The sequence below is a fragment of the Streptomyces sp. NPDC031365 genome, assembly GCF_055569765.1.
Genome location: NZ_JBVIIM010000029.1, coordinates 22184 through 39722, shown reverse-complemented (window position 1 = coordinate 39722; position 17539 = coordinate 22184). Strand labels below are relative to the sequence as shown.

Sequence of the window (17539 nt, the reverse complement as noted above, 5' to 3'; positions counted from 1 at the left end):
CTTTTCCGGTCGGTGTCCCGAAAAAGTTTGGGTGGGGGGAGGGGGCAAACCGACCCCACCCTTGCCGAGCCCCCCCCCCCCCCCCCCCCCCCCCCCCCCCCCCCGTCGCGGCGGCTACGGCTTCTCCGCCCCGTACAGCGCGCTCACCTCCTCCTCGGTGAGCGCCCTGTCGTAGGCGTGGACCTCGTCCACCGCTCCGTCCCAGAAGTCGGTGTTCTGGCCGTTCCACAGGGCGCGGCCCACCGTGAGGGGGCCGGAGGCGACATAGTTCGGGCCGCCGTCGACGGTCGCCGCCCGCTCGCCGTCCACGTAGAGCGTGATCTCGCCCGTCGTGTCGTCCCGCACCCCCACCAGGTGGTACCAGCGGCCGGTCTCGGGCGTGGTCTCCAGGCGGGCGCGCTGCCCGTCGGGCGTGCTGAAGGCGAAGGCGCCCTCTCCGTACTGCAGATAGAAGGGATTCGCCTGACGCAGTCCGTCCTGGCTGACGGCGGTGGCGTAGTTGCCGGGAACGGAATCGAGGCTGACCCACGCGGACACCGTGTAGCTGCCGGTGGTGTCGAGCACCGGTCCGTCGGTCCGGGCGTGCTGTCCCTGGCCGTCGAACTTCAGCGCGCTGCCGCTGACTCCGTCCGTCCACGTGGTGCCCTCGGTCAGCTTCAGCGGCCTGTCGGCCGGGCCGTCGTCCTTCGCTGTGGTGCCGGTGCCCTCGTCGAGGGCCCAGGAGCCGCCGCCCTTCAGCTGCTCCCGGTCCCCCGCGGCGGCGCCGGCCGCGATGACCCTGCGGTTGATCTCGCGCACCCGGACCGGGTCGACCTTGATCTCCCGGCGGTCGTAGGTGTAGAGGCCGTTGAGCTCGTTCTCCAGGTCGGTGATCTGGGTGTACACCGAGCCGGAGAGCTCGGCGCCGGCCTGGTCGAGGTAGAACGTCTCGGTGTTCTCCACGTACTTGCGGGTCAGCGCCTCCTTGTCGGCGACACCGCTGTAGATCACGGTCGGCGGACCCGGCCACATGTGGCCCGGGGTGCGCAGGGTGAAACCGCCGTGCTCGCCGTCCATGGCCGCACGGTGGTCCGGGAAGGGCGGGTCGTCGTTGTTGTAGTCGTGGTGGTCGATGATGTCGCCCTTGCCCGAATCACCCTTGGAGTTGCAGCAGTTGACACCGCTGTGGGCATTGATGACACGGGAGGGGTCGGCGGCCTTCACCGATTCGGCGATCCGGCCGCTCTCTTCGCGGTTCCACTCGCCCCAGCCCTCGTTGAAGACGATCCAGCCGATGACGGAGGGTGAGTTGTGGTGCTGCCGCATCATCTCCCGGCCCTGGTCGACGAAGGCCTTCTGCCCGGTCTCGTCGGTGAGGTTGCCGGAGACGAAGTCCTGCCAGACCAGCAGGCCGAGCCGGTCCGCATGATAGAACCAGCGGGGCGGTTCCACCTTGATGTGCTTGCGGACGGCGTTGAAACCGAGCTTCTTGTGCGCCTCCAGGTCGAAGGCCAGGGCCTTGTCGCTGGGCGCGGTGTAGAGGCCGTCGGGCCAGAAGCCCTGGTCGAGGGTGGCGAGGGAGAAGACGGGCTTGCCGTTGAGCACCAGTTTCCGGTAGCCACCGACCTCCTCGATCCCGATCTCGCGCATGCCGAAGTAGCTGCCGACCCTGTCGGTCGATCTGCCGTCCTTCAGCTTGATGTCGAGGTCGTAGAGGTAGGGGTCGTCCGGGCTCCACAGGTGCTGCCCGGCCACGCGCAGGTCCAGCTTGCTGTTGGCCGGTCCGCTGACCCGGCCGACGACCTTGCCGCGGGCATCGCGGGCCACGGCCTCGACGCGGGCCCGCTCCGAGGCGCCCTCGGACTCGACCGTCACGGCCAGGGTGCTGCTGTCGATGTCCGGCGTGGTGACGACGTTGTCAATGGAGGTGTCGGCGACGGGCTCCATCCAGACGGTCTGCCAGATACCGGACGACTGGGTGTAGAAGATGCCGCCGGGGTTGGTGGACTGCTTGCCCATCGGCTGGTTGGCGCCGCCGGTGTCGGTGACCGCGACCACGACCTCCTGCTTGCCGTGGCGCTTGACCGCGTCGGTGATGTCGGCGCTGAAGGCGTTGTAGCCGCCGGTGTGTTCGGCGACCTTCTTGCCGTTGACCCAGACGCGGGCCTGGTAGTCCACCGCACCGAAGTGGAGCTTCAGCCGGTTGCCGTCGCCGCCCCTGCCGACCTTCCAGCTTCTCGGCACGTCGACGAGCTTGCGGTAGAACATGTGGTCCTCGTGCCGTTCCAGCCCGGAGAGCTGAGACTCGACCGGGAACGGCACGATGATCTTCTCGTCCAGGTTCTTGCCGAAGACCGGCTCCTCACCGGCTTCGGCACCGCTGAACTGCCAGGGTCCGTTGAGGTTCTTCCACTTGGAGCGGACCTGCTGCGGGCGAGGGTACTCCGGAAGCGGGTTCTTCCTGTCGACCTTGTCGCCCCACGGGGTGGTGATCCGGTGGGTGGAGGTGTTCGAGGCGTAGCGGACGATCCGGGGCACGGTCTCGTCGCCGGCCTTGAGACCCCCTTCGCCGTCGTACGTGACCCGGACCTGCTGGCTTTTCTGGATCGGCTCCGAGAGCGTGACGACGAGGGAGTTGCGGTCGTCGCGGGCGACCGCGACCGACTCGACCGGCATGGCGGTCGTGTCGGCCTCGATCTTGAGGTGGTCCGCCACCTGCGCGAGGTCACTCACCCGGTCCTCGAACCGGGCGAGCAGCTTGCGTCCGTCCTCCCCGACGGTCAGCTCCACCGGGAAGACCTCGAAGCCGGCCGGCGGGGTGAACGCGGAGGCCGGCACGAGCTGCTTGGGCATCGTCGGCGTCGACCAGCGCAGGAACATGTTCGCCCCGCCCACGTCCTGGAACATCTCCATGCGGAAGTCGTGCTGCTCCCCGGCCTTCAGGGTGACGGGCGCACTGGTCTGCTCCCGGTCCCAGTCCGGCTCCCAGTGGTCGATGACCGGCTCGCCGTCGATGAAGAGCCGGAAGCCGTTGTCGCCGATGGCGTGGAAGGTGTAGTCACCGTCCTGCGGTGCCTCGATCTGCCCGGTCCAGCGGGCGGTGGTGTGCTCCGTACGCCCGGTCAGCTCCTCGAAGGTACTGGTCAGTCCGGAGAAGTTGATCTGCGGTTCCAGAAGGGTGCCGCCCAGCTCGGCGAAGTCCCGGGCGCCCGGCGACGACATGCTGAAGTACTCGCCCTTCAGGCCGTGCACCTGAACATCGGCATCGGCGGCCGCGGGGGCGGACGCGCCGGCCGCCGGCGCCGCGGCCGTCGCCGCCGGGGCCAGGGCGCCGGTGGACAGGGCCAGAGCCGTCACGGTCAGCAGAGCCCACCATCGGGATCGCGGGCGGGTGTGTTGTCTTGTCATCGAACCTTTCCTCGCGCAGGGGGCATGGGGCCAGGACGAAGCGCGCACGGCCACCGGCTCGGCCAGAGAATCCTTCCAACGTTGGAAATCCGCCGTGCAGGGAATGACAACACGCCGCCCGGCGGCTGTCCAGGCTTCGCGCACAGCTGACGCACCATCAGCAGAACTGTGTACGGGCGAGGATGCGTGTTCGCACGTGAACGCCCCGGCAGCGGGCGACCCGCTGACCTGTCCGGCACGACTCGCCATCGCTCAGGTTGCTTGCGTCGATGGGAATCCGGCGAGGGGGCACTCTCCCACCGGACGCCACCAGCCTTCACGATGCAGCCCGTACCGCCCGGCCGGCCCCCGGCCGGTGGCCCGGCGGGCCACCACGACGGCCGGGTGGCACCCGGCCCTGAACGTCAACGGCCCCGGGTACCACAGCCTCCCCCTGCCCTGCGGCGGCATCGCGGCGAGTACGTGCACGGGCCGCAGGCTCCGTGCGGCGCCGCAGGGCACGCCGTGCGACCCGTGGGAGAACCGCTACCGGTTCACGGACAACGGCACGGCCCTCGGGTTCATCGCGTGCGTCAGTCCCGGGCCTCCGCGAACGGGCCGCGTTCGGAGGCGAAGGCGTGGGCGGCGAAGCGTTCGCCCATGCGGCGGTGGGTGGCCTCGTCGGGGTGGAGCCGGTCGGGCAGCGGCAGCTCGCGGTGGTCCGCCTCGCCGTAGAGGTCTCGGCCGTCCAGGTGGTGCAGGTTCGGGTCGTCCGCCGCGCGCTGCCTCACCACGCGCTCGAGTTCGTCCCGGACGACGTTGAGCGTCAGCTTGCCCTCGGCGCGTTCCGCGGGGTCCCCGGTGGCGGTGAACAGGAGCCGCCCTTCACCCAGGTGGCTGAAGTCGAAGGCGGTGGGCCCCGGGGTGTCCTCGTGTAGGGGACACAGGATCGGCGAGACGACCAGCAGCGGCGCGGTCGGATGGCCCTCGCGGATGGTGTCGAGGAAGCCGTGGACGGCGGGGGCGAAGGCGCGCAGCCGCATCAGATCGGCGTTGACCAGGTTGATGCCGATCTTGACACTGATCAGGTCGGCGGGTGTGTCACGTATGGTGCGCGCGACGAACGGGTCGAGCAGGGCGCTGCCGGCCAGTCCGAGGTTGACCAGTTCCACGCCGCCGCGTGCCGCGGCGAGCGCGGGCCAGGTGCTGGTGGGGCTCGCGGCGTCGGAACCGTGGCTGATGGAGCTGCCGTGGTGCAGCCAGGTCCTGCGGCCGGAGGCGTCCACGGGCTTCACGGGGGCGTCGGTGCGCAGGGCGACGAGTTCGGTCGTCTCGTTGTGCGGCAGCCAGATCTCGACGGTCTTGTCCTCGTCGGACAGACCGGCGAAGCGGAGGGTGGCGACCGGGCCGGTGCCGTGCTCGGAGGTCCCGGCACTCAGGTCGATGGTCACGGTGTTGCCGCCGATCGCGATGGTCCGGTCGGCCGGGCGTCCGTCGACGATCAGGTCGTAGTGGCCGTCCGGGCGGGGCGGTGCACCGGCGTAGATCCGCTTGGTGGGCAGTGTGTCCAGCTCGACGGCGGTCGCGCGGGTGCGGAACACGAGCCGTACACCGGAGGGCTGGGACTCGGCCATGGCGAGCTGCCCATCGGTGTTCTGGCCGCGGGCCCAGGCGGGCAGCCGGTGCGGCAGGACCCCCTGCGCGGTGGGCTCCAGGTCGAGCGCGCCGCGGACGAGGTCGGCGGTGAGGGGCGTGGTGATCCAGCGGTGCGGGGTGGAGGGCATCATGTCGGTCCGTCTGTTTCCGTATGGGTCGATGAACGGCTGATCGGGGCGCGGGGCGGGGTGGTCCGCCGTCAGGGTGACGGGGGCCAGTTGCGCAGCAGGGCGTCCAGCGCGTCGAGGACGCGTGTCCAGGTCTCCTGCGTGTCGGGGGCGCTGTGGCTGAATCCGCCGCCCATCTCGAGGCTGACGTAGCCGTGGAAGACACTGCCCAGCAGCCGGACCGCGTGGGTCTGATCCGGTTCGGCCAGGTCGTAGCCGCGCAGGAGGGCCCGGGTCATCTGCGCGTGCCGCCCTCCCGCACTGCCTGCGGCTGCCTCCGGAGCAAGCCGGAACTGGGCCGCGGCATAGCGGCCGGGATGCTCGCGCGCGTAGTCGCGGTACACGTTCGCCAGGGCGGTCAGGGCGTCCTTGCCCGCCCGCCCGGCCAGGGCGTCGGCGGCGCGGTCGGCGAGTTCCTCCAGGACGAGCAGCGCGATCCTCGTCCTGAGGTCGTGGGAGTTCTTCAGGTGGGAGTACAGGCTCGCCACCTTGACGTCGAAGCGCCGGGCGAGCTCCGAGACGGTCACCTGGTCAAAGCCGAGCTCGTCGGCCAGTTCCGCTCCCGCCCGGGTCAGGCGTTCCGGGGTCAGTCGTACGCGCGCCATGCTCATCCTCCCCATCAGCCAGACCGAACTTAGATTCACCTAATACCTTTAGGCAAATGCCTACTCACTGTGATCGATTGTCAGCGGCGGACGGCAGGATGTGACGCATGACAACACCTGCAGCAGTGATCGTCGATGCCGCCGCCTACGCGCAGGCGGTCGAGGACGCCGTGCGCGCGGCGGCCGCGTATTACGAGGGCGGCACCTCGGCGCTGGACGACGACACGTACGACCGGCTGGTACGAGGGATCGCCGACTGGGAGGCGGAGCATCCGGACGGGATACTGCCCGACTCCCCCACCGGGAAGGTCGCCGGTGGGGCGGTGGAGGGCGACGTCCCGCACACGGTGCCGATGCTGAGCCTGGACAACGTGTTCTCCGAGGAGGAGTTCAGCGCCTGGACGGCGTCACTGGCGCGCCGGACCGGCCGTGACGCGACACGCTTCAGTGTGGGTCCGAAGCTGGACGGGCTGGCGATCGCCGCCCGTTACACCGACGGCAGGCTGAGCCGGTTGATCACCCGCGGGGACGGGACGGCCGGGGAGGACGTCTCGCACGCGATCGGCACCATCGAAGGGCTGCCCGTGAGGCTCGGCGAACCGGTCACCGTGGAGGTGCGCGGCGAGGTCCTCATGACCTCCGCCCAGTTCGAGCACGCCAACGAGGTGCGCACCGGTCACGGCGGGCAGCCGTTCGCCAATCCGCGCAACGCGGCCGCGGGCACCCTGCGGGCGAAGGAGCGGGCCTACACGGTGCCGATGACCTTCTTCGGCTACGGACTGCTGCCGCTGCCCGAAACCGACTCCGCCCTGGCGGAACGGCTCAACGAGATGGCACACAGCGACCTGATGGCGCTGGCCGCCGACCTCGGTGTGCACACCAGTGCCCGGACCGCCGTCCCGGACACCCTCGCCGAGACCCCCGAGGAGGTCCTGGCCCGGGTGAAGGAGATCGCCGCGCTCCGCGCCGAGCTGCCGTTCGGCATCGACGGGATCGTCATCAAGGCGGACCTCGCCGCCGACCGGGAGGCCGCCGGATCGGGCTCCCGGGCGCCGCGCTGGGCGATCGCCTACAAGCTGCCGGCGGTGGAGAAGATCACCCGGCTGCTGGAAGTGGAGTGGAACGTCGGCCGCACCGGCATCATCGCGCCGCGCGGTGTCCTCGAGCCGGTCGTCATCGACGGCTCCACGATCACCTACGCCACTCTGCACAACCCGGCCGACATCACCCGCCGGGACCTGCGTCTGGGCGACCACGTCATGGTGCACCGCGCCGGCGACGTCATCCCCCGGATCGAGGCCCCGGTCGCCCATCTCCGTACGGGCGAGGAGCAGCCGATCGCGTTCCCGGCACAGTGCCCGCGCTGTGGTTCGGACATCGACACCAGCGAGGAGCGCTGGCGGTGCGCACAGGGCCGCAACTGTCATCTGGTCGCTTCTCTCGCCTACGCCGCGGGCCGCGACCAGCTCGACATCGAGGGCCTCGGTGCCACGCGTGTCGTCCAGCTCGTCGACGCCGGCCTGGTCGCCGACCTCGCCGACCTGTTCACGCTCCGGCGCGAGCAGTTGCTCGCCCTGGAGCGGATGGGGGAAACCAGCACCGACAACCTGCTCGCCGCGATCGCCAAGGCCAAGGAGCAGCCGCTGTCCCGGGTGCTGTGCGCACTGGGCGTCCGGGGCACCGGACGGTCCATGTCCCGTCGCATCGCCCGCTACTTCGCCACCATGGACAACATCCGCGCGGCCGATGCCGACGCCATGCAGCGGGTCGACGGCATCGGGGCGGAGAAGGCACCCTCGATCGTGGCGGAGATGGCCGAACTGGCGCCGCTCATCGACAAGCTTGCCACCGCCGGCGTCAACATGACCGAGCCCGGAGCCACTCCGCCGCCGGCCGCCGATGCCGCGCCCGACGGCGACGGACCGGTCGCGGTGCCGGCGGCGGGCGGCCCGCTGGAGGGCATGGCGGTGGTGGTCACGGGCGCGATGACCGGCAGCCTGGAAAAGCTCTCCCGCAACGAGATGAACGAACTGATCGAACGGGCCGGCGGTCGCTCCTCCTCCAGCGTCTCGAAGAGAACCACCCTGGTGGTCGCGGGCGAGGGCGCCGGTTCCAAGCGCGCCAAGGCGGAACAGCTCGGCATCCGTTTGGCGACCCCCGACGAGTTCGCGGACATGGTCGCCGGGCTCCTCGGCTGAGCCGGGCACCCGCCCGCGCCGGCCGTCAGGGTGTGGCACAGGCCTCGGCGACGGACAGACTGTTCTCGTAGAGGTGGTGGCGGGTGATCCGGCCGTCCTCCACCATGAGGCGCAGGGCGAAGGGTCCTTGGAAGGACCGCCCCGTCGCCCGCACCATCCCGGACAGATGCCCCATCAGGACCGCGTCCCTCCCGTCGACGAGCAAGGTGTCGACACGGGCGCGCGCGTCCTCGGGCACGGTGTACTCCATCAACTCCGTGAACTGGGCGGCGCATTCGGCGGCGGTCGAACGGGGGCGGATCCACGGGACGGCGGGATTGTCGGCGAGCAGCCAGTCGACCTCGTCGGCGAAGAGCGCGACGAGCCGCTCGGTGTCCCCGGCCAGCCGGGCGGCAAGGAACTCCCGCACGACGGCTCGGGTGGCCTCGGTGTCGGAACTCGCGGTGACGGCGGCGGAGTCGGTGGACATGGCGTTCTCCTCGCGGCGGCGGCCGGGTCCCGGCCGGGGACTTCGGTTGATGTGCCCGATCCTGTCGCAGGCGGAGGGAGCGGTCGATTACCTCGGGCGTCATGCACCGGGTTCCCGCACGGCAGAGCGGCGGCACCGCCCGAGCGCGCCGGAGCGCGAACAGGTGAGCCGCACGGCGTACGGGGCCGGACGCGGTCGTCGCCGGTGCGGCGGTCCCCGTCGCGTCCGGCCCGGCACGACGCCGGTCACGCCGAACCGGCAGCCGTGAAACGGCGGGCGTGCTCCGTGACCCACTGGGTGAAGGTGCGAGCCGGGCGGCCGGTGACCTTCTCAACGGTGTCGAGGACCGTGCGGCCGACCTCCGGCGTGTTCCCGTACGCCTCGAGCAGGAAGCCGATCACGTCCTCCGGGCGCCCTGCCGCCCGCCACTGCGCCACGGCCTCCTCCGCGGTCAGCTCGACCAGGGAGACGGCCCGCCCTCGGGCAGCGGCGATCGCCGCCACTTTGTCGCCGACGGTCAGCGGCTCGGGCCCGGTGATCACGTACTCCTGTCCGCCGTGGCCCTCCTCGGTGAGCGCGACCGCGGCGACGGCACCGATGTCGCCCTCGTGAGCCATGGCACTGAGCCGTGAGACGAACGGCTCGCGGACCTCGTCCGACGCGACGATGCCGTCGGCCCACTCCAGGGCGTTGGCCATGAACTCGACCGGCATGAGCACGGTCCAGTCCACCCCTTCGTCGGCACGCACCGCGTCCTCGAGCGGGGACGGCCCGCCCCCGTGCAGCACGGTGACCCGTCGAACCCCGGCGGTCCGGGCCCGCTCCAGGATCCCCGGACCGGTCTCCAGCGGAGCGAAGCAGGCCCCGCCGAAGGTGATCAGATGAAGGCCGGTGACGGCCTCCAGCGCCGGAACCAGACTGTCCGGTTCGGTCAGGTCGCCCCGCACCACCTCGACCTCGGCCGGCAGATCCGCCTTCGCCGGTTCCCTGGTCAGAGCGCGGACCGCATGACCGCGCGCGAGCAGTTCGGCGACGACCTGGCGGCCGACGGTTCCGGTGGCGCCGGTGACCAGGTACTTCTGTCTCTGTGTCATGGGACGACCGTACGAAGGCATGCGGTCAGCCTCTGTCCGCAAACCACGGCGGGCCAACGGCCGGCGCCCAGGCAGGAAGCAGGACGGTATCGCCGACCTCCTGCGCCTGGCCCGGGACGCTGAGTCCCGCCCGCCGGAGCGGCGTACGCGTCCGCCCTCGATGGGCCGGGTTCCTCACTCTCGGGTGACCGGCTCACCCACGCCGAGCAGGTTCCCCTCACTGTCGTGGAACCACGCGGCGCGTTCGGCGCGGTATCCCTTGGTCGGGTAGTTGCCGTCGATCTCGGCGATACCGTCGGTGGTGCGGAAGCCGGGGGTGTCGACCTCTTCGAACACCACGCCGCGCCGCTTCAGCTCGGCCGCGACGCTCTCGAGGTCGTCGACCTCGAATGCCATCTGAGTGAAGGTACCCGGAGACGTCCCCGCCGACCGGTAGAGGGCGAACTCGACGCCCGAGCACCGGTACAGCAGCCCGCCCGGCCGTTCGTCGACGGGCTCCAGGCCGAGCCGCTCTGCGTAGAAGCGCCGGGCGCGGTCGAGGTCCTGAGCGGGGAGCCTGGCCGCCGTACGGGCTCCGGCCAGAAGCCTCTCGTCGTGTGCGTTCATCCCTCCACTGTGCCGCAGGGCCGGAGTGAGTGGCACGGACATGGGCGGTTACCCGGCACCGGGGACCGGGGACCGAGGAAGGGAGCGAGCCGTGCGATTCAGAAGCCGTGAGGAGGCCGGTCAGGAACTGGCCGTCAGGCTGCTGGAGTGGGCGAGCAGCGGCGATCTCGCGAATGTGACCGTGCTGGCGCTGCCGCGCGGTGGTGTCCCGGTCGGGGCGGAGATCGCCCGGGCGATGGCCGTGCCGCTGGACGTCCTCGTCGTCCGCAAGATCTGGCTGCCCGGATCCCCCGAAGTGGCCATCGGGGCGATCGCCGGGGACGATCCTGCGGTGTTCGACCGCACGGCCCTGCGCGCCCTGGACCTCTCCGAGGACAAGCTGGGCCCCGAGGTGGCCCGGGCCCGCGCCGAACTGCACCGGCGTGAGAGGGTCTACCGCGGCGGACGCCCCGCCCCGGACGTCCGCGGTCACGGCGTCGTCGTCGTGGACGACGGTCTGGCCACGGGAGTGACGGCCCGCGCCGCCCTGCGGTATCTGCGGCGTGGCGGCCCACTGCGTCTGACCCTCGCCGTTCCGGTGTGCCCGCCGCACACCGCCGCCGCGTTGCGGGGCGAGGCAGACGACGTCGTCGCACTGCACCAGCCGCAGCGGCTGGGATCCGTGGGTGAGTGGTACGACGACTTCGCCCAGGTCTCCGACGAGGAAGTACTAAACGCCCTGCGGGAACTGCACCCGGCCGGTTGACACCCGTGTACGGGGACGCAGGCGGTGATCACCTGGTGTGCGGCGGCCTCCGTCTGACGCTCGTGCCGGCCACGTGCTGATCGCGGTGCGCGATCCGAGGCAGGAGCGGGTACCGGCCGCCGGTGTGGTGGCCGGTGATCCGGAGGCCGGGTGGGGCCGCGGCCTGCCGATGTCCCGGCTCTGGCCGACCGCGACCGCTGGGGCGTCGGCCGCACCCGTCCGTCGGCTGACGACCGTGTGTGGGCGGAGTGTTCCCTGCCGCACGGGGTTCGCCGAGCGGGCCTCGGGCGAAGGCGCGGTGGGCATGGAAGCCGGAGCGCGGATCGGTCCGGGCCGGATGGGGCCGAAGCCCGGACCGGAAGGGGCCGAAGGGCCCGGGGAGTGCTCTGGGGGACCCATCCGGCGGGCCGGCCGCACGGGCTAGCGTCGAGCAGTCATCCCGGCTGCGTTCCGTCGCCGGGGCCGATGGGTCGGCCCGTACCCCCAAGAGGCCACGTCCTCGCCCGGAGGAGCACTGTGCACCTTCACCGTCCCCCCGCAGCATCGGGCCGAGCGGCCGGTCCTTCGCCGACCGCCGTGCCGGTCGAGCTGTCCGCCACCCGCCCGGAACCCCCGTCGAAGTACCGGGGCACCGTCCACGCGCCGTTCTTCACCGCGGCAGTGCTGTCCGTACTCACGGTCGGCGCGTCGTGGGGCGTCCTCATCCTGTGGCGGATCGGTTTCGACGAGCGCTTCACCGGGGTGTCCGTCCACGAGATCAACGCCCACGGCTACGCGCAGATCACTGGGTGGGTCGGGCTGTTCATCATGGGCTTCGGCTACCAGGCGTTCCCCCGGCTGTGGCGCACCACACTGGCCGCTCCACGTCTGGTCCCGGCCGTCCTGTCGGCGACCCTCTCCGGACTGGTGATGGCCGTCATCGGCATGGGAGCGGCCGGATACCGCGTCGACGGCGACTGGACCGTGTCCGCGGCCCTGGTCGGCAACGCCATCGTCCTGGCCGGTTCCCTCGTCTTCGCCGGGCAGCTCCTCGCGACGTACGTCCGGAGCAAGGACCCGATGCGCCCGGTGACGGGTTTCATCGGCTCGGGCCTGTTCTGGCTCGTCGCCCAGGCGGCCTTCGGGCTCTGGCACACGGGGATGACCATGATGGCCACCGAGCGGTCCGACCTGCTGTGGTACATCGCGGCCTACCAGGCTCCGCTGCGCGACGTACAGATCCACGGGATGGCGCTGCTGATGGTTCTCGGGCTGTCGAGTCATCTGCTGCCACAGATGTTCGGGGTGGCGAAGACGCCGGAACGCCGGGCCTGGGACGCCCTGATGCTGATCAACGCGGGCGTCGTCATCGAGGTCATCGTCTTCATCGCCTACCGCTGGGCGGACGACCACCGGCTCGCCGCCCTCCTGATGCTGCCCTGGCTGATGATCGCCGGCGGTGTCGCGGCCATGGTGCTGCCGTGGCGCCTCTGGCGGCGGCCGCCCCGGACCGACCACCGGTCCGGCAAGTTCGTCCGGGCCGCCTACGGATGGCTGGCGCTCTCGCTCGTGATGCTGCTGCTGATGCCCGTCTACCAGTTCATCAGCGGCGTCGCCTTCAGCCACGCGTACTACGGCGCGATCCGGCACGCGATCACCGTCGGCTTCGTCTCGATGATGATCACGGGGATCTCGGCCCGGGTGGTGCCCACCCTGCGCGGCATCCACCCCCGCACCCTCGGCTCGCTCACGGGCCCCTTCATCCTGCTCAACACCGGCTGCGCGCTGCGGGTCTCCTTCCAGACCCTCACCGACTGGCACCCGTTCTTCTTCTCCGTCGTCGGGATCAGCGGACTGCTGGAACTCGCCGCCCTCGCCTGGTGGGGCACCGGTCTCCTGCGGCTCCTCCATGGATCTCCGACGCACGGGCCCGGCGTGTCCCGACCAGCCGTCCTGCGCCCGGTCTGAGCCTGTGTGCCCGGTCCGGTCCGGCATCCGGTCCGGCATCCGGTCCGAGCCTGCGCCCGGCCGGGTCCGGCGCCCGGTCGGACCCCACGCCCCGCACGCACGGAAAACCCCGCACCGCCCCGGGCTTCTGAGCCCGCGGGGCGGTGGTCTGCCGCCGCGCGCGGAGAGCGTGGGACTCCCGCGCCGCGGCAGGGGCGGGTGGTCAGTGCTCGTGTCCCCCCTCGCCGCCGGACTCCTCCGTGACCTTCTCCATCTCTTCGAACATCTGCTGCGCCTCGGCCTCGCTCAGCTTCCGGTCGAGCAGCGGGAGGAAGACCTCCTCCTCCTTGGCGAAGTGCAGGCCCACGATGCCGTTGAGCGAGTAGAGGACGCGGCGGAGCTCCTGCTGCCCGGCCGGGGGCAGCTTGCCCTCGTGCAGCTTCTCGCCCAGCTCGCCGAGCTCGTCGGTGAGGGAGCCGACCTCGACGTGGTCACGGCGCATCGGGTCGGCCGCCTTGGTGCTGCCGTTGCTGCCGATCAGGCTGTCCACCTTCGCGTAGAGCACCTTGTCCTCGGCGACGGCATGGGGAATGAGCTGCTTGGTGAGGAAGGTGTACGACGCGTGCACCTTCTCGCGCTGCTCCTTCGCGGGCACGGTGCCGATGGCGTCTCCCGCGTCGGCGAGTGCCTCGATGTGCGGGAGCAGCGTCTTGTGCTCGGCCCGCAGCGGTTCGGTCACCCGGACGTCACTCGTTTCCTTCTTGTGCGGCTCGGCCTTGCCCTCGGGGCCGGACCACGTCCAGGCGGTCACGCCGATGGTGGCTGCGGTCGCCACCGCGACGGCCGTGTAGGCCTTGAGGTACCTCATGGTGGAACTCCCTGCTGCTTGACACATGTCCAATTAGACACGTGTCCAGGGTACGGTGGGCTGGACTCGTGTCAAGTAAGCTGAGCCTTATGAGGCCGGACAAGAGGAACGGGACCCGCGACGCGATCATCGACAGCGCGCTGCGGCTCTTCGCCGAGCAGGGGTACGACGCGGTGCGGGTGCAGGACCTCGCCCGTGCGGCCGGAGTCTCGCGGGCCACCTTCTACAACCACTTCTCCGAGCGCGAAGAGGTCCTCGGCGCGCTCTTCGAGCGACTGCTGGTGAGCGAGGAGGCCGAACCGGATGTGGCGGACGACATGCCGCCGCTCCAGCGCGTCGGCGTGGTCGTGAAGGACGCCGTCCGCAGGATGGTGGCGCAGGAGGACCTGGCCCGGTTCGTCTACAGCCTTCCCGTGCGCCACGAGTCACTGCTCCGGCCGGATGTGCCGTCGACACCGGCCGTGTTCGTCAGGATCCACCGCCTGCTGGAGGAGGCCGCCGCACGCGGCGAGGTCCGCGACGACGTACCGATCGACCTGGTGTGCGCCCATGTGCACAGCGCACTGGAGACCGGGATGCGCGCCTGGGCGGAAGGCTGCACCGACGACCCGGCGGGGCGTGTGGGGACGCTGGTGACCCTGGCGCTGTACGGCATCGTCGCCCCCGCCGGCACCCGCCCGCCGGCTCCGCGCCGGGGAGACGGCTGACCGGGTGTTCCCCGAGGTGAGATCACCCGTGGCCGGACAGCGCTGCAGTGAGCTGGAGTGCGGCGTCGACGATGAGGACGGTCATCGCGTGGGTGTGCGGGGCGGCCCACCCGTCCGGAGCCTGGTGGGGCAGGCGGTGCAGGATAGGTAGTCCCCGGACCAGGTCGAGGGACTACCCAGAGCCCGGTCTCCGTACGGGCCGGAGGCGTTCTGGGCCTTGCGGACATGCTGCTGGAACGGGGCCCGGTCGCTCGTCACCGCCTCGGTGAGGGCTGTCCCCCTGAGGGTGTTTGGTGAAGTGATCGGCGCCGATCCAACCGCGTAGCTGGGCGGCGAGGTGGTCGCGGGTACGTGTGTCGATCGGGTATCGCGGCCACAGAGCGCGGCTGATGCGGCCCGTGTCAGTGCAGAGCGAGATGGAGGTACGGGCGGCGGCCGGCCCGGTGACGGACGGCAGGGGCGGGCCGCGACCCGGCCCTCAGCTCTCGGACGGGGTGAGCACCACGAAGTCCGCGTCGAAGGGGTCGAGGCAGACGGCCATGCGACCGACGCCCTCCGCGTCCTCCGGCCCCATCTGCACGCTGCCGCCGTTCTCGGTGACCTTGGCCACCGCCGCGTCGCAGTCGGGGACGTTGAAGACCGGGTGCCAGTACGACCGCCCACCCGCCAGGGCGAGGTCCTCCCGGGGGACCTCCATCAGGCCGCCGTGCATCCGCTCCTCGGGCAGCCCGGCCGGGGTGATCATGGTGTACGTGCCCTCGCCGCCCGGCATCTCCATGTCACTGAACCGCCAGCCGAGGACACCGCCGTAGAACTCCTTCGCGGCCGCCGCGTCGCTCGTGTACAGCTCGGTCCAGCAGAGCGAGCCCGGCTTGTCCATCAGGTCCACTCCCTTGCTCTCCCTGGGCTGCCAGACGGCGAACTGGCCGCCCAGCGGGTCGGTGTACTGTGCCATCCGGCCCCACTGCTCGAGGTCCATCGGCGGCACCCGTACGCTGCCGCCGGCGCTCTCCACCGCCCGGGTCGTGGCGTCCGCGTCGCCGACGCTGTAGTAGATCATCCAGGCAGGACGGGCGCCCTGCTCGGTGAGCTTGCCGAGGCCGGCGACCATCTTGCCGTCCTTGTTGAACATCCCGCCCTCCATCTCCTCCCCGTCCCCCATGGGCTCGTAGTCCCAGCCGAGGACCGCGCTGTAGAAGGCGGCCGCGGCCCGGACGTCGGGGACGCCGAGGTCGAGCATGCAGGGCGAGCCGGTGGCGAAGTCAGTGGTGATCACCGCAGTGTCCTTTCGCTGATTCCCTTTGGCCTCAGCGTGCCACCGGGCACTGACACTCGCCCTCCGGCTTCGCCGTCCGGGCGTCACGGGCGGGCTACGCCCCGTGTGCTTGGCGCTTGGTGAAGGGCAGCACGAGCCGTGCGGGGTGGGCCGCATCGCGGTAGATCTTGTGGGTGACCGGGCGGCCCCCCGACAGGTGGAAGGCGTCCCGCGGCAGCAGCGCGTTGTGCGCGTCGGAAGGGAGCCGGCGGACGGCGACGTGCGAACGTGAGTCGGCGGTGAGAGGGACGCCGTTCCCGTCCGCGTGCCCGGACTCCAGAAGCCGTCCGGCCAGTTGGGCCATGGGGACGGGTTCGGCCGGCCAGATGGAACAGTGGGACCACGGAATCGGCTGGGCCTGTCCGCTCTCGTCGAACCGGACGTGGTGCGGGACGACGTACCGGCTCGGGACGACGCACGAGTGAACGCGTCCAGGCCGGTGCAACCGGGGTGGACTCCCGGGCCGTGGCCTGCCGGCCCGGCGGGAGCCCGCGCGGTCCGGGCACCCCGCGGCTCGGCCACGAACTGCCCGCCGAGCCAGAGGTGGCGGGCGGCGTTGCGGAGGCACTCGACCTGCCCGGGCCGGGCCCGGGATCGTCGACTCGTCGGCCCCGGTGCGCAGTTGCCCCGTCATCAACAGAGACGACTCGATGCCGGTCCCGCGCCCTGTGCGGCCGGGGTGCGGAACGTGGCCACCCGGCCCGTGCCGACGGCGCACTCGAGGGCCGCCCCCGCCCCACGAGCGGGCCGGCCGGTCCACGGCCGGCCCCGGGACCGCGGGCGCGAACACACCGGCTCGGGGCCGTCGTGGCGCCGGGCGGCGTCCGTGTCCCGGCTGCCTGGGCTGTCGCGCGGACTACCTCAGGGCTTGCGGGCCAGGCCGCCGTGCTCGCCGATGGGTTCCGGCGTGGGGGTGCCGGCGTCCGGACGCCAGAGCGGGACCGGGACGACGCCGGGCTCGACGAGTTCCAGCCCGTCGAAGTACGCGGTGATCTGCTCGACGGTCCGCAGGTTGTAGGGGACGGCGCCGCTCTCGTTGTAGGCGTCCTGGGCCTGCTCGAAGACCGGGTCGATGCCGCGCGAGCCGTCGTTGACGGAGAGGTAACTGCCCGAAGGCAGTGCCGTCATCAACCGGGTGACGATGGACCGCGCCTGGTCGTAGTCCGCGATGTGGCCCAGGATGTTGCTGAGGATGAGGGCGGTGGGGCGCGTGAAGTCCAGTGTCTCCCCCGCGACCTCCAGAATGCGGTCCGGGTCGAGGACGCTTGCGTCGACGTACGCCGTCGCCCCCTCCGCGGTGGAGTAGAGCAGGGCGCGGGCGTGGGCCAGGACCATCGGGTCGTTGTCGACGTAGACGATCCGGGATTCGGGAGCGATCCGCTGGGCGACCTGGTGGGTGTTGTCGGCCGTGGGCAGGCCGGTTCCGATGTCCAGGAACTGGCGTATGCCCTGCTCGACAACCAGGTAGGTGATGCTGCGCCGCAGGAACGCCCGGCTGCTGCGGGCGATGGTGACAATGCCGGGGAAGACGGCGGTGTAGCTGTCGCCGGCCTCCTCGTCGACGGGGTAGTTGTCCTTCCCTCCCAACCAGTAGTTCCATATGCGGGCCGAGTGGGGCACCGAGGTGTCGATCTTCTGATGCGCTGATCCGGGCGCCGCGGCAGGGTCGGTCATAAGTACCGTCCGTAGTCAATCGAAGGCTGTTCTGGCCAACGCACAATCTACGTTCCCACAGCTCGTCGGCGCAGGCTTGTCCGGCAGGGACACCGGGCGGCTTCACACGGCCCGGCGGCTCGGCTCGCGAACGGGCGAGGTTC

At 71.1% G+C, this 17539-nt stretch carries 14 protein-coding genes; 4 read left to right on the top strand and 10 right to left on the bottom strand.

Annotation, left to right across the window (positions count from 1 at the left end; translation table 11 throughout):
* Positions 1–114: 114 nt before the first annotated feature.
* The 3 genes from ACZ5C2_RS31400 to ACZ5C2_RS31390 form a co-directional block, all read right to left on the bottom strand.
* The gene (locus ACZ5C2_RS31400; protein ID WP_468798976.1) at positions 115–3387 is read right to left on the bottom strand and encodes a LamG-like jellyroll fold domain-containing protein; all 3273 of its coding nucleotides are present in this window, start codon (positions 3385–3387) and stop codon (positions 115–117) included.
* 572 nt (positions 3388–3959) lie between these two features.
* Entirely contained in the window at positions 3960–5150 is a 1191-nt protein-coding gene (locus ACZ5C2_RS31395; protein ID WP_468799064.1) for a GDSL-type esterase/lipase family protein, read from the bottom strand.
* Positions 5151–5221: 71 nt separating this feature from the next.
* Positions 5222–5794, bottom strand: coding sequence for a TetR/AcrR family transcriptional regulator (locus ACZ5C2_RS31390; protein WP_468798974.1), 573 nt, complete (start codon positions 5792–5794; stop codon positions 5222–5224).
* 107 nt (positions 5795–5901) lie between these two features.
* On the opposite strand from ACZ5C2_RS31390, the gene ligA reads away from it, so the two are divergent.
* Positions 5902–7992, top strand: a complete 2091-nt coding sequence (gene ligA / locus ACZ5C2_RS31385) for an NAD-dependent DNA ligase LigA (RefSeq protein ID WP_468798972.1) — start codon at positions 5902–5904, stop codon at positions 7990–7992.
* Positions 7993–8017: 25 nt separating this feature from the next.
* On the opposite strand, the gene ACZ5C2_RS31380 is transcribed toward ligA, so the two are convergent.
* The 3 genes from ACZ5C2_RS31380 to ACZ5C2_RS31370 form a co-directional block, all read right to left on the bottom strand.
* Entirely contained in the window at positions 8018–8461 is a 444-nt protein-coding gene (locus ACZ5C2_RS31380) for a nuclear transport factor 2 family protein (RefSeq protein ID WP_468798970.1), read from the bottom strand.
* Positions 8462–8706: 245 nt separating this feature from the next.
* Positions 8707–9555 (bottom strand): SDR family oxidoreductase, encoded by an 849-nt coding sequence (locus tag ACZ5C2_RS31375; protein WP_468798968.1) that lies wholly within the window; start codon positions 9553–9555, stop codon positions 8707–8709.
* 174 nt (positions 9556–9729) lie between these two features.
* A complete protein-coding gene (locus ACZ5C2_RS31370; RefSeq protein ID WP_468798966.1) occupies positions 9730–10161 on the bottom strand; it encodes a VOC family protein in 432 nt (143 codons plus the stop codon).
* Positions 10162–10252: 91 nt separating this feature from the next.
* On the opposite strand from ACZ5C2_RS31370, the gene ACZ5C2_RS31365 reads away from it, so the two are divergent.
* The gene (locus tag ACZ5C2_RS31365; protein WP_468798964.1) at positions 10253–10906 is read left to right on the top strand and encodes a phosphoribosyltransferase; all 654 of its coding nucleotides are present in this window, start codon (positions 10253–10255) and stop codon (positions 10904–10906) included.
* Between the two features lie 576 nt (positions 10907–11482).
* Complete coding sequence (locus tag ACZ5C2_RS31360) at positions 11483–12853, top strand: NnrS family protein (RefSeq protein ID WP_468798962.1); 1371 nt, start codon at positions 11483–11485, stop codon at positions 12851–12853.
* Positions 12854–13055: 202 nt separating this feature from the next.
* Here the strand turns inward: ACZ5C2_RS31360 and ACZ5C2_RS31355 are convergent, their stop codons facing one another.
* Entirely contained in the window at positions 13056–13700 is a 645-nt protein-coding gene (locus ACZ5C2_RS31355; RefSeq protein WP_468798960.1) for a hemerythrin domain-containing protein, read from the bottom strand.
* 89 nt (positions 13701–13789) lie between these two features.
* Here ACZ5C2_RS31355 and ACZ5C2_RS31350 point away from each other — a divergent pair, with 89 nt between their 5' ends.
* Complete coding sequence (locus tag ACZ5C2_RS31350; protein WP_468798958.1) at positions 13790–14407, top strand: TetR/AcrR family transcriptional regulator; 618 nt, start codon at positions 13790–13792, stop codon at positions 14405–14407.
* Positions 14408–14885: 478 nt separating this feature from the next.
* Here ACZ5C2_RS31350 and ACZ5C2_RS31345 read toward each other — a convergent pair whose 3' ends face one another.
* The 3 genes from ACZ5C2_RS31345 to ACZ5C2_RS31335 form a co-directional block, all read right to left on the bottom strand.
* On the bottom strand, positions 14886–15683 hold the full coding sequence (locus ACZ5C2_RS31345) for a VOC family protein (protein WP_468798956.1): 798 nt from the start codon (positions 15681–15683) through the stop codon (positions 14886–14888).
* Positions 15684–15777: 94 nt separating this feature from the next.
* On the bottom strand, positions 15778–16026 hold the full coding sequence (locus ACZ5C2_RS31340; protein WP_468798954.1) for a hypothetical protein: 249 nt from the start codon (positions 16024–16026) through the stop codon (positions 15778–15780).
* Between the two features lie 557 nt (positions 16027–16583).
* Positions 16584–17396, bottom strand: coding sequence for an SAM-dependent methyltransferase (locus ACZ5C2_RS31335; RefSeq protein WP_468798952.1), 813 nt, complete (start codon positions 17394–17396; stop codon positions 16584–16586).
* Positions 17397–17539 lie beyond the last annotated feature (143 nt).

Excerpts from the sequence above, each read along its gene's own strand:
- ACZ5C2_RS31335 (WP_468798952.1), bottom strand. The coding sequence starts at position 17,396 with ATGACCGACCCTGCCGCGGCGCCCGGATCAGCGCATCAGAAGATCGAC.
- ACZ5C2_RS31350 (WP_468798958.1), top strand. The coding sequence starts at position 13,790 with ATGAGGCCGGACAAGAGGAACGGGACCCGCGACGCGATCATCGACAGC.
- ligA (WP_468798972.1), top strand. The coding sequence starts at position 5,902 with ATGACAACACCTGCAGCAGTGATCGTCGATGCCGCCGCCTACGCGCAG.
- ACZ5C2_RS31390 (WP_468798974.1), bottom strand. The coding sequence starts at position 5,794 with ATGGCGCGCGTACGACTGACCCCGGAACGCCTGACCCGGGCGGGAGCG.
- ACZ5C2_RS31340 (WP_468798954.1), bottom strand. The coding sequence starts at position 16,026 with ATGGCCCAACTGGCCGGACGGCTTCTGGAGTCCGGGCACGCGGACGGG.
- ACZ5C2_RS31395 (WP_468799064.1), bottom strand. The coding sequence starts at position 5,150 with ATGCCCTCCACCCCGCACCGCTGGATCACCACGCCCCTCACCGCCGAC.
- ACZ5C2_RS31370 (WP_468798966.1), bottom strand. The coding sequence starts at position 10,161 with ATGAACGCACACGACGAGAGGCTTCTGGCCGGAGCCCGTACGGCGGCC.
- ACZ5C2_RS31355 (WP_468798960.1), bottom strand. The coding sequence starts at position 13,700 with ATGAGGTACCTCAAGGCCTACACGGCCGTCGCGGTGGCGACCGCAGCC.
- ACZ5C2_RS31375 (WP_468798968.1), bottom strand. The coding sequence starts at position 9,555 with ATGACACAGAGACAGAAGTACCTGGTCACCGGCGCCACCGGAACCGTC.
- ACZ5C2_RS31400 (WP_468798976.1), bottom strand. The coding sequence starts at position 3,387 with ATGACAAGACAACACACCCGCCCGCGATCCCGATGGTGGGCTCTGCTG.
- ACZ5C2_RS31380 (WP_468798970.1), bottom strand. The coding sequence starts at position 8,461 with ATGTCCACCGACTCCGCCGCCGTCACCGCGAGTTCCGACACCGAGGCC.